The sequence below is a fragment of the Pseudomonas sp. GW821-FHT09C08 genome, assembly GCF_059418125.1.
Map to the genome: position 1 here is coordinate 23,393 of NZ_JBWKPG010000013.1, position 15,588 is coordinate 38,980.

Below are 15,588 nucleotides of genomic sequence, written 5' to 3' on the forward strand. Positions count from 1 at the left end.
GCATTAGGACGCCTTTTGGCGTTGCTTTGGGGGCGGTGGCCAGGCGCCTTGGTACCGGAAGGAAATTTGGTAGTCGAAGCGGTCGGGTTCGATCATGTGCTGGAAGTACGGCTGAATAATCGTTACCCAGTTAGGTTGAACGTTGAATACGTCGGCGTATATCGCGGTTTCTTCGCCTAAACCTAATGCTTCAAAAACACTGTTTGGATCTGCGATATCCGCTGAATACTCATCCGCCTTCAAGTCATTGCTGTGTTTTTCGTACCATCGCAGTCTGATTTTCATTAGCATTTTCCGAGTTCCTTTTTATCTGTAAATACGACGTTTCGGGTCCGCCGGTCCGCGACGCTCGGCGGTGTAAGGATCAAATGCGCCGAGGTGTGTTAAATCGCTATTTCGATAGACTTCCAGCTCGCCTTTTTTAGAATCCCACTCAAATATTTTTCTTCCTTTTGCGTCTTTCCAACGTTCACGTAAGCCGGCTCCGCCTTTTCTCGGTGTTAAAGGCTTTTGGGGAATCAGACCGGGAAAGCCTGTTATGTCCTCCGTTTCGGGTGGAGAGAAGTAATCATGGTGTGGGTTTCTGAGCCCTTTCCTTGGCTGGTTTACCACCACATACAGCGGCCGAACCCCCGACTCCACCGGGAACACCAGAATAAAATCCCGATACTCCGGCGGATAAATCGGGTTCACCAGAATCTGTGCGGCCTTCTCCGTCGGCGGATAAATCCAGATTACCGGCGCTTGCGGCGCAGCCTCCAAGGCTGGAATACCCAGCGTGTCACTTGGATCAACGGCGGGCGTCCAGATCAGCTCCACGCCCTCGTCCAAGTCCGCCACAAACTGATCGCCACGGGTTTGAAACTGCACGACATCAATCATCTGCCAATCGGCATGATTACCCGTGTAAAACCCATACCCCTTGAGCGTACCGTCCTCGCGTTGCTCAATATGCAACCGCATCTGCGACCGCGCCCGTTGCATCGAACGCAACTGCTCCTCGCTGTAGAGCGCGCTATCACCCAGCTCCGACGGCCAGGCCAGCGCCACCAACCCCGTCAACAAGCCTCCGGCGACGGACCCGACAGCAGTGGCTGCCGACTCCAAAACCGCCGAACGCAACGCCAACTGCCCGAGGCCAACGGGCAATGTGCTGCCGCTGATCTTGCGCAAGGCAACTGCGCCCCGGCTGTCCACCTCACGCCCACCCAGCAGGCTTAAATGGCCATACTCCTTGACCAACTCCAACGGGACATACCCCGCAGGGTTGAAGTAATGGGTGACGCCGTCAGGCAGTTGGCAGGGCTTGATGAAAACGCAGCCGCAAGGTTTGGCTAACGTGGGTACCGGGGCAGGGGTTGGCTCGAAAAAATCAACCGTCGGCGAATACGGCACACGCAATGGCTGCGCAATCAGGATGCGCTGTTTGAGTTGCTCTGCTTCGGTGGGGGGATAAAAGCGTTCTGACATGAGCGGCTCACTTCCTTGTGCGAGTAAGTGAGCCTACGGAGGCGAATCAGCGCCTGATATGCGCTTTGTTCGATGAGTTGCGTGGGAAAGTTCAGCGGCTTACCAGCGGCCCTCGGCACTGATACTTGAGCCCCACCATCAGATGGCGTGGGTCACCGCTGAAGCAGCTGTTGTATCGCCCATACCCGCTGTAATACTGGCGGTCGAACACGTTATTCAGTGACCGATGCACTCAGGGCTTGTTGATTTTGTAGCGCGCCAGCAGGCCCACCACTGCGTAGCTGCCTTCCTTGGCGTGAGCAATGAAGAAGACCTTGGGACGCCAAGGTCTTTTTTTGTCCGCGGATCAGCCCAGCAGATGCTTGGAAATCAACCGCGAGATTTCCACGATCGACGTCTTCCCCGTGAACTCAAACCTCACTTTCCCCAGCGACGAAAAGTAAATCTCCAACTCCGAATCCAGGTCAAACGTCCCGGATGTCTCCACCGAATACGCGACGATGTTTTTATACGGCAGCGACGTGAAGTCCTTCTTGCTGCCGGTAATCCCCTGCACGTTGACCGCAATAATCCGCTTGGTGGTGAACACCACGCCGTCGCGCATGGCCTTGTAGGCGTCGATCACCTCTTCGCCGTCGAGCAGCAGGGCCGAGACGCGTTCGGCGTATTCGTTGTTTTGCTTGAGCTTGAGGAAACCTTTGTTGTTGAAGTCGATCATGGGCCGGTCCTTAGATAAGTAGTGCCGTGGGTGTATGACGTTTTGCTCGCGGATCTGTATCTAACGCGCGCATTTTGAACGCCCTACCATGGCGTCCAACCCTGCAACGTTGGCCAAATGTTTCACGTCGACAGAACAATACCCCAGGAGCCGAAGAATGCCTGAACTGTCCAACTGGCTGGCCTATGCGCTGATTTCACTCGGCATGGTGCTGACGCCCGGCCCGAACATGATTTACCTGATTTCTCGGTCGATCTGCCAGGGACGAACGGCGGGATTTATCTCGCTGGGCGGCGTGGCGCTGGGGTTTGTGGTGTACATGTTGTGCGCGGCATTGGGGATAACGGCCTTGGTGATGGCAGTGCCTTTTGCCTACGACGCCCTGCGCTTCGGCGGTGCGCTTTACCTGGTTTACCTGGCTTGGCAGGCGATCAAACCGGGTGGTCGTTCGCCGTTCCAAGTGCAGAGCCTGCCCCAGGACAGCCCGCGCAAGCTGTTCACCATGGGCCTGGTGACCAACCTGCTGAACCCCAAGGTGGCGGTGATGTATCTCTCGCTGCTGCCGCAGTTCATCGATCCGAACGGCCATGGCAGTGTGCTGGCGCAATCCCTGGTGCTGGGCTTTACGCAGATCTTCATCAGCGTGAGTGTCAACGCGGCGATTGCCACCATGGCGGGCTCCATCGCGGTGTTTTTCGTCACCCGGCCGGGTTGGCAGGTGGTGCAACGTTGGCTGATGGGTTCGGTGCTGATGGGGCTGGCGGTGCGGATGGCGGTTGAAGGGCGGCGCTAGGTTGGCTTACTGGATGTCTTTAAGGTAATCCTTGAGAGCATTCAGCGGTGCCGGCAGTTCATCAAGCTGACCCACGCTTTGCACATCAGTCGCCAACCGTTGCAGTTCGCGACCCATCACCGTATTGGCGCCGCCCAATGCCTCAAGTGCCTGATCAACACAGTCCGCTATCTTGGATTGAATAGCCGCCAGGTTTCCCTGGCGCACCAGCAGCCCAAACACTTCGCGCTCATACCCATCCATCACTAGGTCATCCCGCAAAACCGGGCTGCCGCCGTCCGTCTCGTGCACCAGTTTCAGTGCAAAGAGCGCAACCGCTTCCAGCGTCAATTCCATGGTTTCGGTGCCTCTGCTTTTTGGGGGGAGGGCGATCATCACTGTTCTTTGGTCGAAAAAAAAGACCCGGGTGCAGGTGTCAGCTACAAGGCTGGATAGGGCCGGCGGCATTGATATCGGCGCAGTCTCGGAAAGACAGGGATAAACGCATTCTTTACTTGATGGTTGCAACTCGCCGATACTAGGATGAGATCAGTTCTCAAATGCATCTATCTATCAGGCCGAGGCTTTCCGTGTCGTCGTCATCCACTCCCCCAGTGCCTCACGTCGATGTTCGCACCTTGTATGTCAATCATCACGCGTGGCTGCTGGGTTGGTTGCGCAAGCGAATGCGCCATGGCGACCACGCTGCCGACCTGGCCCACGATATCTTTGTGCAGATCCTCGGCAAGCCGGAACAATTGCAGGAACTGCGCCAGCCGCGTGCCTGGTTGAGTACCGTGGCGCGTGGCGTACTGGTGGATCGGGTTCGCAGGCAGCGGATCGAGCGAGCCTACCTGCAGGCCATTGCGCACCTGCCGGAAGCCGAGGTGCCATCGCCCGAGTCGCAGTTGATTCTGTTGGAAACACTGTCTCGCGTAGATGCATTACTCAATGGCCTCCTCCCCAAGGTGCGCATGGCCTTCCTGATGTCGCGCCTCGAGGGCCTCAGCTACAAGGAAATCGCTGAGCGCCTGGCCGTCAGTCTCAGCTCGGTAGAGAAGTACATGGCCAGCGCCATCCGCCACTGCTACCTGGCCCAACGATGAGCCTTCACTCTCTTCCCGAACTTCCAGACGCTGTGCTCGACCAGGCCATCGGCTGGCTGGTCAGGATCGAGTCCGGTGGCTCGAATCCCGAGTTGCTGGAGGCCTGCCAACGCTGGCGTCAAGCCGATGTGATGCATGAAGCCGCCTGGCAAGCATTGCGCAAAAGCGACGCGGCTTTCCAGGGCTTGGCCGCTTTACCCGGCACAGTAGCGCTGGATACCCTACAAAGCCTGAACAGTGGTCGCCACAGCCGGCGCCACGCGATCAAGTTGCTGGGGATGGGGCTTGTGGTCAGCGGTGTGGGCGGCTGGTCGCTGCGCGAAAGCACGTGGGTACCCTGGGGAGCGGACTATGCCACCGGGGTCGGCGAGCGACGCCAGTTCATGCTCAATGATGGCACCCGCCTGCAATTGAACACTGCCAGTGTGGTGGACGTTCAATTCACTGCCCAGCACCGACTGATCGGACTGCGCCGTGGCGAAATTTTCATCGATACCGGCAAGGACAACGCCGCGCCGGACGGGCGCCGCAGCTTCTGGGTCAGCACCCCGCACGCACGTTTGCAGGCCATCGGAACCGCTTTCGCCGTGCGTGACGACCATCAGGGCACGCGAGTGCGTGTAGAAGACGGTGTGGTGGCTATTCATGGCCAAGGCGAGCCGGTCTTGATCGCTGCCGCCGAGGAATATGTGATCGATGCCAACGGCAGTCACCGTGTCGACGTAAGCAGCATTAACGCCAGTGCGTGGACACGTGGCCAGTTGGTGGCCAAACGCATGCTGCTGCGCGACCTTGCCGCCGAACTGGCGCGTTATCGTCACGGCTGGCTGCGCTGTGATCCGGATATTGCGCAACTGGAAGTATCCGGCGTATTCCAGCTTGATGACATTGACCGGGCCCTGAGTGCATTGAGCGATTCGTTGCCCGTACGTGTTGAACGTTTTACCCCGCTCTGGACCCGCATCGTTGCCCGTTAAACGCGATGAGAAAAAATCTCAAAAACGTTTACGGGTTTCTCCGAGCCCTTCGACAGACAGGAAATACATTCAGTCATTCGAAAGGAGCTCAGCGTCCATGTCCTCTGCCTTTACTTTCCCTCAGCCGCTCCAGCGCAGTGCGCTTGCGCTTACCCTGCGTAGTGTTTTGCTGGCCGGTGTGACCAGCCTGCCCCTGGCCAGTTTTGCGGTGCAGGCAGAAAACGTCGACAGCCGTCATTACGATTTGGCGGGCGGGCCGCTGGACGACTCGCTCAACCGCTTTGCCCAGGTTGCCGATATCAGCCTTCCCTTTGATCCGGCGTTGGTGCAAGGCAAACGCGCGCCGGCGCTGCGTGGTGATTATGGCGTACACGAAGGCCTCAACCGCCTGCTCGTCGACAGTGGCCTGGCGGCTATTCGGACTGCCAGTGGCAACTATTTGCTGGTCGCTCACACCCGCGACAGTGATGCACTCGAATTGGGCGCTACCACCATCAGCGGCCTGAGCCTCGGGGCAGCCACTGAGAACAGTGGTTCCTACACCACGGGGGTCATGCAGACCGCAACCAAATTGCCGCTGTCCCTGCGCGAGACCCCGCAATCCGTGACGGTGATTACGCGCCAGCGCATGGATGACCAGGCCATGCGCAGTCTCGATGATGTCGTCCAGGCCACCCCGGGGCTGCGAATGTCGGCTGCGCGCCCGGCCAACAGCGAGTTTTTCGCCCGCGGCTTTCCTATCACCAATATTATGTTCGATGGCCTGCCGACCACTTACAACGCCGACTGGGTCGCCACCGCCGATCTGGCGCCTTACGACCGTGTCGAAGTAGTCCGTGGCGCCACCGGCATGATGCAAGGCGCCGGCAACCCGTCGGCAGCCATCAACATGGTGCGCAAGCGTCCCACCAAAGAGTTCCAGGCCAGTATCACCGGCAGTGCCGGCAGTTGGGACAACTATCGCAGTGAGTTGGATGTGTCCGGCCCGGTTACTGACAGCGGCAGCGTGCGTGGCCGTTTTGTGGGTGCCTACCACGACAAGGACAGCTATCAGGATTACGCAGGGCGTGAGCGCGGCGTGTTCTACGGCGTCACCGAGTTTGACCTGACCGACAGCACCACCCTGACCGTGGGTGCATCCGATCAGAACGACAATAACAACATCAACTGGGGCGGCTTACCGGTGAACCCGAACGGCAGCCACATGGGCTTCTCCCGTTCCAAATCGTTCGGCTACAGCTGGTCGCACCAGGACATCGACAACAAAACGCTGTTTGTCGAGCTCGACCAGCGTTTCGACAACGACTGGCGCCTGCATGCAGGGGCCTCGAAAAACTGGTCTGACTTCAAGTTGGTGGGTGCGGTCCTGGAACGTAACAACGACGCGACCTACCGGCAAAGAGTGTTCAACCAAGGGCGTGACTACGACCAGTCCACCTATGATTTCTTTGCCAGCGGCCCCTTCGCCCTGGTGGGGCGTCAGCATGAGCTGGTAGTCGGCGCCAGCAAGCGCCAACTCAAGACCGAGGCCGTGGGTGGCACGACCTTCATCAATAATATCGACATCAACCATTTCAACCCGAATACGCCCCGGCCGTTCGTTCCCGATATCTATTCCATCAACGACAAGGTCGATCAAGAGGGCCTATACGTCACCACGCGCTGGAATCTCGCCGACCCGCTGAAAGTCATTCTCGGCGCGCGCCTGGACTGGTACGACTCGACCTCGATCTATAACGAGACCAACGACCAGTACTACACTTCGGGCAAAACCAAGGAAACGCGCCACGTCACCCGTTATGCCGGCTTCATCTACGACCTGGACGACAACCACTCCTTCTACGCCAGCTACACCGACATCTTCCAGCCCCAGAGCGAAAAGAACAGCGACGGCGCCGGGATCAAGCCCATCACCGGCGAAAACTACGAAGTGGGTATCAAGGGCGAATACTTCGGTGGCGCACTGAACGCCAGTGCCTCGCTGTTCCAGATCGACCAACTGAACCGCGCGGCGGAAGTGGCGGACGCCAGCACCTGCCGGGTTATTCCTGTCGGCGCCTATGGCTGTTACGAAGCCGCTGGCAAAGTTCGCAGCCAGGGTATCGAGCTGGAGATCAACGGTGCACTGACGCCAAACTGGCAGGTCGGCGCCGGTTACACCTTCGCTCAGGCGAAGTACAAAAAGGATGCGGACAGTTCCAAGGAAGGCACCCTGTTCGACACTGACGTGCCTCGCCACATGTTCAAGGCCAGCACCACCTACCACCTGCAGGGTGATCTGAACAAGCTGCGTGTCGGTGCAAACGTCTACAGCCAGAGCAGTACCTTCAATAAAGGCCGTAACGTTTTCGGCAACTACCATATCGAACAGGAGGCCTATGCGTTGGTGGGGCTGATGGCTGGCTACCAGGTCAGTAAACACCTCGACACCCAACTGAACATCAACAACGTGTTCGATAAAAAGTACTACCAGGGGATTGCCAGTAACTCTACGTGGAGTCCGTACGATGTGTATGGTGATCCGCGTAACTTTACGGTCACTGCCAAGTACACTTTCTGATTGGAGGGGGGCTGGCGTGATCGCCCGTAGCCAGCTCCCACAGGAGACTGCATTTCAAGGTAGCGACGGCGGCGATTGGTCATTTCGCGGGCTGGCCACTTTTCTACAGGCGAAAAAAAAGACCTTGAATTTCAAGGTCTTTTTTTAAGATGGTGCCCGAGGGAGACCGTCGGGGGCCATATAATACGTGGCTTGCAGACTATTTTTGCAGTTAGGGATACACGCAGGGATACATGATCATTGCTTCTGTCATTTAACTACTGAAAAACATCGTGTTGCTGAGCTCCCATAGGCTGAGGCTTATACTCGATTTCCTGCTGTATGGCGAAAAAAATGGAGATGATTAGGTGCCGACTTTACCAGACTTACGCGTAGCTCCTCCTCGGTCATGGGATGAGTTCGAGGAAATCGTTTGCTCAGCTGCTAAGAATCGTTGGAGCAATCCTGATTTCACCCGTCATGGCCGTCAGGGGCAGCGTCAAGATGGTGTGGACATCTACGGTAGTGATCATGAGGGACGTTTTGTTGGGATCCAATGTAAAAACACCTGGGCCGGCATTACGATAAAAATGATTAAAGACGAGGTTGATAAGGCTGAGAATTTTCAACCTCGGTTGGCGCGCCTTTACGTTGCGACTACGGCTGAGACAGATAAGGCAGTCCAGCGTTCGGTACGAGAGATATCGACTCAACGGAAGAAGGAGGGGGCTTTCGAGGTTGTAATTTTGTTCTGGAATGACATTTGGGCTGACCTCACACGAGACGAGTCTCGACTTTTCCAGCATTACCCAACCTTGCGCCCCAGAGATTCAAGCGGTAAGAGAGAGCTCAGTCACGATCAGAAGCTGTTCCAGGAGTTTCAATCTGCACTCTCTTTCGATTCTACGATACGGTTCCTACGTGATCAGGACTTTGGTCAGGCGTTCTTCCGCCGCTCCATTGAGCCGCTCTCCGAGTTTTCGTACACCTGGGATCAACCCGAAAAGGAATTTATAGACCCTGATTTACAAGCTCAACTGGCCGCTTTAAAAGAGGCAGCTCACACCTTAAACGACCATTTCGCAGAAAAAACGGTGATGGTGGGAGATGGGCGACGTATTTCAGTTTATTCGGACCACCTGCGTAGTGCTGGTCCAAAGCCGGATTGGGTGAGGGAGGAAGGTCGGGTTCTGAATAAAGAGGCTCTGCTCTTCGTTCAAATCTATGAGGAATTCATTCGTCTGTGCAAGCGCGAGCTAGAGGCGTAGTTATCACCATACGTTCTGAGAACGATGGAAGTGAAAACCTTGATCATCCAACCTCACGCTAGCCGAAAAGACCGCTGGGGACCCTGAGGGTTTTTCTCTAAGTACGGGGTCAGAAACCCGCGGGATCGAGTTAGTGGAAGGCGTGGGAAGTTACTGAAATTTCAATCGTTGAAATAGAAGGGATTTTGAAGAAAAGAGGGCATCGTTACCGCACTGGTAACGATGCCCTCAGATCAACCAAACGGTACGGCAAATGCACAGGTGAACTGGAGTTCACCAGGTTCACCTGTTCACTAAGCTGGGAGGCTTCCCGCTAACACGATTTCGCGGGTCTTCTACCCCGTACATTCAAGTATGTTCCGGGGGCCCCACTATTGAACCAAAGCCAAGAGCTTGACCCACCTCGCTTCGCTGGAGGAGCCATAGTAATGGGGCTAGGGGGATGCCCTAATAAAATCGTGTTACGGGTGTTACGCGCGTTACGCTAATGCATAAATATATGATTTTAAACAATTATTCAGATGTAACGCTGCTGCGAATGGTTTGCCGATGTACGTGTTACATGGCAAATAGGTGTTACATCAATGAATGCTCTAGAGGAGCGATTTGAAGTGATTAAGGCGGGGGAATCGACATGCGGGCTTTCGCTCACTGGGGCGGCTACCAGCCATAATCGGACTGCCGGCTCAAGGCGAGTCCGAGTGCAATCGGGATTCTCCTGACAACTCAGCCAATCTTTCGTTGCTGGAACCAGATATGCTCGGGTCTATAGTGGAAGGCGTAGCGTCCGTCACACTGCCCGTCATGCAGCGATCAACTACACCGCCATGACGGAGCAGGGCATGTCAACAAGGAGGTGGTGCGTGGTTCGGATTCGCAAGATTGAAATTCAGAATTTCAGGTCGATACGGTCACTCACCTGGCTTCCTTCGCCAGGCCTGAATTGCTTAATTGGTTCTGGCGATAGCGGCAAGAGCACCATCTTGGATGCTATTGACTTGTGCCTTGGTGCCCGCCGAAACATTACGTTGGGGGATACCGATTTCTTCGGCCTCGACGTGAGCCAACCCATTCAGATCACGCTGACCTTGGGTCAGCTACCAGACACGCTGAAGAACCTTGATGTCTATGGGCAGTACTTGCACGCGTTCGATAGCACAACCGGCCAACTACAAGCTGAACCAATGCAAGGGTTCGAAACCGTACTTTCTCTACGCTTGATAGTGGACAGCGAGCTCGAACCAATCTGGACGTTGGTGTCCGAGCGCGCCCAAGCTTTAGGCCAAGAACGCAACATCGCATGGAAAGATCGATTGTTGTTGGCGCCTGCCCGACTGGGTACCTACGCAAACTCCAATCTGTCGTGGACCCGTGGATCCGTACTCAACCGACTCACGGAAGAACGCCCCAATCTAGGTGCCGAGCTTGCTAACGCCTCTCGTGAGGCGCGTGCCACTTTCGGCAATCAGGCAGGACCCCAACTGGCTGAAACGCTGCGAATCGTAACCGAGAAGGCAACCGCCTTAGGCGTTCCCGTCGGAACGCAGGCACAAGCCCTACTGGATGCCCACGCTGTCTCCATCAGCGACGGCGCCATTGCATTACACGATGAGTGGGGGGTGCCACTGCGTTCGTTAGGCACGGGCTCTTCGCGGTTATTGGTAGCTGGATTACAGCGAGCAGCTGCGCAGCGCGCCTCAATCGCTCTAGTGGACGAAGTCGAGTATGGGCTCGAGCCGCACAGGCTCGTCCGACTGCTCGACTCATTGGGTGCCAAGGAGGCTGCATCACCGCTGCAGGCCTTCCTGACAACTCACTCACCGGTGGCAGTCAGGGAGCTTCGAGGCGACCAAATTTTCGTAGTGCGAAAGGCACAAGACGGCACTCACCATGTGCTTGAAGTGGGCGCCGAAGACGATGTGCAGAGCACCATTAGAATGGATCCGGAAGCGTTTCTCGCTCGTAGCGTCATCGTTTGCGAAGGGGCCAGTGAAGTCGGGCTCATTAGAGGATTGGATCAGTACTGGACGGCGCGGAACTACCGCTCACTTCTTGCAGCAGGAACGGCCTACGTAAACGTGGGAGGAGGTGAGCCGGACCGGTGCTTTGCTCGAGGCCTTGCTTTACTTAAGCTGGGTTACCGTGTCATGGTTCTTGTCGATGCTGACAAGCCCCCGACTCCTGAGGTCGTAGAAGCCTATCGCGCGGCCGGAGGGGAGTTTATTACATGGCGGGAAGGGCGGGCCCTGGAAGATGAACTGTTCCTCAGCCTAACGGATGCTGCAGTAGACACCATGCTCCAGCGTGCCGTGGAATTTCTCGATAGAGATCTAGTAGCCGCGCATATCAGTACGCAATCTCAGGGACGAAACTCCCTGGACGACATCCTGCGGCTACGCCAACAACAGCACCCCTATTCTCCTGAAGTGCGTTTGCTGTTGGCCCTGACATCCCGGAACCGAAAGAACGGCTGGTACAAGTCGCTAACCAAATTCGAGATCCTTGCCCGGGAAATTGTCGGCCCCAACTACCAGGCTATGGACGCTGGGTTTACTGCCTTAATCCGCCAGTTATTCGGGTGGGCCCATGCCGCCTGAGTATGATTTGTTCGCCTTCCGCAGCGGAGCCGTGACGGCGCCAGCCGGCTGTGGCAAGACACAACTCATCGCGGACACGCTGACCCAGCATACCGGCGCCAAACCTGTTCTCATTCTCACCCATACGAACGCGGGAGTGGCCGCACTACGCCTGCGCCTGCAACGCGCCAACGTTCCAGCGTCAGCGTATCGCGTGGCGACCCTCGACGGTTTTGCCATGCGCTTGGTCGGTATCTTCCCAGGGCGAAGCGGGATACCTGCTGCCATTCTTGAACTGAGAAATCCAGGCGCTGACTATCCCGCAATCCGCTTGGCAGCCTGCACCTTGGTGCAAGCGGGGCATGTGAGCGATACCCTGGCGGCAACTTATGCTCACTTGCTCGTCGACGAGTACCAAGACTGCAACTTGGTGCAGCACGCCTTGGTCACCGCACTCGCGGCGGTACTACCTACCTGCGTGCTGGGTGATCCTATGCAGGCCATCTTCGGCTTTGCAGGCAATCAACTGGTGGACTGGGATGGACACGTGCTCCAGCAGTTCCCGCTCATCGGTGAGTTGAACCAACCATGGCGCTGGATAAACGCAGGTACCCGCGGGTTTGGCGAGTGGCTTCTGAACTGCCGACGGGTGCTGCAAGCAGGCGGGAGCATCGACCTGGACCAGGCGCCTGCCGAGGTCAACTGGATTCAATTGCTCCCCTCTACTGCCGACCGTCAGCGCATGGCGGCAGCACTTACAAGGTCAGTAACACCCGAAGGGCAGGTCCTGGTGATAGGCGACAGCCGCAACACCCGAGGACGCAGACAAATGGCCAGTCAAACCCCTGGTGCTACTGCAGTCGAACCGGTAGATCTAGGGGACCTCACGAGCTTCGGCCGGAGATTCGACTTACACGCAGCGGACGCCGCTGCGCAACTCGTCAATTTTGCCGCCGAGACGATAACGCAAGTAGGCGCTTCCGCATTACTGCCACGCCTGGATATCCTCCGACGTGGTTCTGCTCGCACTATGCCTACTCCGGCGGAGGCCGCATTGGTGGCATTCGCCGCGACTCCAACCTTTCTGCTGGCCACGGAAGCGATAAGAGCCTTGATGCGCCAAGAGCACGCGCGAGTATATCGCCCCGAGGTGCTGTATGGCTGCTTGCGAGCTATGGAGACTGCAGCCGGAGGTGGTTGTACCTTTGTGGAGGCCACAATTCGAGAGCGCGAACGCAATCGCCATGAAAGCCGACAACTAGCTCGGCGGTCTATTGGTAGTACCCTGCTATTGAAGGGATTGGAGGCACAAGTTGCGGTGATTCCCAACCCTGAGAACATGGATGCTCGTCATCTTTACGTGGCGATGACGCGCGGCTCGAGCCGATTGGTCGTGTGCTCTGCTACGCCGCAACTCGTCCCGCAACCAAGATAGAACTAAAACAAATCAAGCGGACGTGCCCGTCTAGGCCTAGTTGGCAGATATTGGTGAAAGCGCCAAATAGTAAACATTGTTAGAGGCAGCTAATTGCCGATTGCCGCCTGTCGCGAGGGGCAGCAACCGGCCAAAAGCAGCCCTTCACGAGCGGCAGATTTCGGCCAGAAGCGGACAGTTTCGCAGGCTTAGCAGCACATGCTTGAAGCTTGAAGGCGTCTACAGAAGCAGGGGTGATTCATATTTCTATAATGCTTCGTAGACCTTTACTTTCCAGAAACTCGGTGGAGCGTGTAAACGGCTAAACTGCACCCTGTATCCGGGGTGATCGACTTGTAATACACAGTATCCGCATCTACAAATTGGTAGTGATAAGTGTTGTACTTTTCTTCACCTATAGCATCAAACAGCACTAGGTTTTTTCTAGTCAACCAATATCCTCCGCGCTTGGTTATTAATTTCGACCTGGCAGCATCCTCGTAAAAAGTTTCTCCAAATCTACCGTCAGCTGCCATAACTCTCGTCCATGTGACGTAACGGCATTCGGGAGTAGCACTACGTTCGCCTTTCCATCGGCCTACTAACGCAGGGTCTTGTGATCCACAACCTGAAAGGCCTAGCACCACAAACCAAGTTATAAATTTCAACCTCACTCTCACTGGCTTCCATGTTCATTATCAGGGTGGGAAATGCTAGCTTCTACGTTTACAGCCTAGGTTTTCTGCCAGGGCTTGGGGGTCAGCCTGAATCGCCCCTGGCTTCCTAGACGCGTCCGGTTGGTTGCTTTTGGCCAACAGTAGCTTTTGCTCGATAGTGGTCAGACGCGACCGGCTGCTTTCGGCCAAATGCAGTCGCTCACAATCCTTGGCGAATCGATGCAGCGCTGGCACCGTCTGTTCTCTACTGTTAGACAGTATTTCCTGTTTATCACAGTGGAGCATTGCATGTTCAAAAAACTGGAGTGGTCTGGTCACATTGGTCAGTGGAGCTGGCAGCGAACATGGGATTGGTCTCGCCATCGTGAGGCGCCTTGGTGACTCGGATGCAAATCTGATCACCACCGGCAGCAGTGCCCGCATCCATGATCGCGTCGCGCAACTGAGCGCGGAAGGTTATAAGGTTGAAGGTCGCCCTGCGGATCTCACTGAGCCAGCTCAAGTCAACCTTGTATATCTAGAAAGCGAAAGGCCATCAAGGTAATCTCAGAGGCGCTGAACATCTATTCACACAGCCCCTATTCCCGCGTCCATTTTATGGAGAAAATGTATGTCGATACCGAAAATTTTTATTTCCTATAGCTGGTCCTCACCAACGCACCAGGAATGGGTCATACAGTTAGCATCCGAGCTTATAGAGTCAGGAGTTCAAGTAATACTTGATAAGTGGGATCTCAAAGTAGGTCAGGAATCTATCGCTTTCATGGAGCAAATGGTAACCGACCCGTCAATTGATAAAGTCATAATAATTTCAGATCGAATCTACGCAAACAAGGCCGACGGACGCCTCGGGGGCGTGGGCACAGAAACACAAATCATCTCAAAACAAATTTATGAACAAATAGGCGAAGAGCGCTTTATTGCAATAATCTCTGAGAAAGATGAAACTGGCAAACCATATCTTCCGACATTTTACAACTCCAGAGTTTATATCGACCTCAGCCAAGTCGATAGCTACTCAGAAAATTTCGAAGCATTAATTCGCTGCATCTATGGGCAGCCTCAATTTATAAAACCTCCATTAGGTAAAAAGCCCGAGTTCCTTAACGACTCTAGTATTAGCCTGGGAACCTCTGCTGCCCAAAAGCGCGTACTATCAGCGATCCGGGAGGCAAAGCCCCATGTCAGCGGCGCACTATCTGATTACTTAATAGCGTACTCAGAGAACTTAGAGAAATTGAGAGTTGCCATAACTGACAACAAACTAGCCGATGACATCATAGCTGAAAGCATTAATTTATTCTTGCCCGCCAGAAACGAGTTCATCCAAGTAATATCTACCGCATCTCAGTATCTGAAGTATGAAGACTTCATTTTTCAAATCCATAGCTTCTTTGAATCGTTAATCAATTACTTCTCGCCACCACCGGGCACTGGCCGATACACCGAATGGGACTTTGACAATTACAAATTTTTTGCTCATGAACTTTTCCTATACACAATTGCAATACTAATAAGGAAGGAACATTTTTTAGGTGCGAATGAGCTATTGACGAAACAGTATTACATGCAGAACAATAATTATGGAAGATCGGGTACGGAGTCGTACACTGTATTCTGCCAACAAATTAAAAGCATTGAGCATCGAAACCAAAGACTTGGGCTAAATAAAGTTGATCTCCATGCGACTATCCTTCATGAAAGATCGACAGGAACCGGGGTCAACTTTAGTGACATAATGCAAGCTGACTTTATACTATTCATACGATCACAGGTAGATAGTGACAACTACTGGTGGCCAAGCACACTTGTTTACAAAAATAGATTCCATAGTGCATTTGAAGTGTTTTCGAGAGCATCATCATCTCAATACTTCAACAAAATAAAACACCTAATAAATGTAAAATCGAAATCCGACATAAAAATTCTTCTCGATGAATTCTCATCTGGCCAAAAACGGCTACCAACATTTGACTATAGCAAGCTTAACCCTTCACCACTATTAAACTATGAGGAACTCGAAACTCGCTTGTAGCGGAAATAAAGGGTGGCAATATTTGGCCACTCTGAA

At 54.7% G+C, this 15,588-nt stretch carries 12 protein-coding genes; 8 read left to right on the plus strand and 4 right to left on the minus strand.

All coding sequences use genetic code 11. The features are described 5' to 3' along the window. Positions 1-3 precede the first annotated feature (3 nt). The 3 genes from AC07OJ_RS28255 to AC07OJ_RS28265 all read right to left on the minus strand — a co-directional run bounded on the left by AC07OJ_RS28255 (position 4) and on the right by AC07OJ_RS28265 (position 2,188). Positions 4-291: a colicin E3-like toxin immunity protein gene (locus tag AC07OJ_RS28255; RefSeq protein ID WP_495095647.1), complete on the minus strand. Its 288-nt coding sequence runs from the start codon at positions 289-291 to the stop codon at positions 4-6. A 15-nt stretch (positions 292-306) separates the two neighbouring features. Then, positions 307-1,470 carry an S-type pyocin domain-containing protein gene (locus AC07OJ_RS28260; protein WP_495095648.1) on the minus strand — a complete coding sequence of 388 codons (1,164 nt, stop codon included), beginning with the start codon at positions 1,468-1,470 and terminating at the stop codon, positions 307-309. Positions 1,471-1,816: 346 nt separating this feature from the next. Further along, positions 1,817-2,188: a PH domain-containing protein gene (locus AC07OJ_RS28265; protein ID WP_495095649.1), complete on the minus strand. Its 372-nt coding sequence runs from the start codon at positions 2,186-2,188 to the stop codon at positions 1,817-1,819. Positions 2,189-2,345: 157 nt separating this feature from the next. Between AC07OJ_RS28265 and AC07OJ_RS28270 the strand changes: the two genes are divergently transcribed. Further along, positions 2,346-2,981, plus strand: a complete 636-nt coding sequence (locus AC07OJ_RS28270; RefSeq protein WP_495095650.1) for a LysE family translocator — start codon at positions 2,346-2,348, stop codon at positions 2,979-2,981. A 6-nt stretch (positions 2,982-2,987) separates the two neighbouring features. Here the strand turns inward: AC07OJ_RS28270 and AC07OJ_RS28275 are convergent, their stop codons facing one another. Then, positions 2,988-3,317, minus strand: a complete 330-nt coding sequence (locus AC07OJ_RS28275; protein ID WP_495095673.1) for a hypothetical protein — start codon at positions 3,315-3,317, stop codon at positions 2,988-2,990. A gap of 203 nt (positions 3,318-3,520) precedes the next feature. Between AC07OJ_RS28275 and AC07OJ_RS28280 the strand changes: the two genes are divergently transcribed. From AC07OJ_RS28280 to AC07OJ_RS28310, 7 genes are all read left to right on the plus strand, one after another. Continuing rightward, positions 3,521-4,066 carry a sigma-70 family RNA polymerase sigma factor gene (locus tag AC07OJ_RS28280; RefSeq protein WP_065908587.1) on the plus strand — a complete coding sequence of 182 codons (546 nt, stop codon included), beginning with the start codon at positions 3,521-3,523 and terminating at the stop codon, positions 4,064-4,066. Next, positions 4,063-5,043 (plus strand): FecR family protein, encoded by a 981-nt coding sequence (locus AC07OJ_RS28285; protein WP_495095651.1) that lies wholly within the window; start codon positions 4,063-4,065, stop codon positions 5,041-5,043. The genes AC07OJ_RS28280 and AC07OJ_RS28285 overlap by 4 nt, the downstream gene beginning before the upstream one ends. Positions 5,044-5,140: 97 nt before the next feature. Beyond that, on the plus strand, positions 5,141-7,603 hold the full coding sequence (locus tag AC07OJ_RS28290; protein WP_495095652.1) for a TonB-dependent siderophore receptor: 2,463 nt from the start codon (positions 5,141-5,143) through the stop codon (positions 7,601-7,603). Between the two features lie 347 nt (positions 7,604-7,950). Then, positions 7,951-8,850, plus strand: coding sequence for a hypothetical protein (locus AC07OJ_RS28295; RefSeq protein WP_495095653.1), 900 nt, complete (start codon positions 7,951-7,953; stop codon positions 8,848-8,850). Positions 8,851-9,713: 863 nt separating this feature from the next. Beyond that, complete coding sequence (locus AC07OJ_RS28300; RefSeq protein ID WP_495095654.1) at positions 9,714-11,447, plus strand: ATP-dependent nuclease; 1,734 nt, start codon at positions 9,714-9,716, stop codon at positions 11,445-11,447. After that, positions 11,437-12,861 (plus strand): UvrD-helicase domain-containing protein, encoded by a 1,425-nt coding sequence (locus tag AC07OJ_RS28305; RefSeq protein ID WP_495095655.1) that lies wholly within the window; start codon positions 11,437-11,439, stop codon positions 12,859-12,861. The genes AC07OJ_RS28300 and AC07OJ_RS28305 overlap by 11 nt, the downstream gene beginning before the upstream one ends. 1,266 nt (positions 12,862-14,127) lie before the next feature. Next, positions 14,128-15,552: an SEFIR domain-containing protein gene (locus AC07OJ_RS28310; protein WP_495095656.1), complete on the plus strand. Its 1,425-nt coding sequence runs from the start codon at positions 14,128-14,130 to the stop codon at positions 15,550-15,552. Positions 15,553-15,588: the final 36 nt, after the last annotated feature.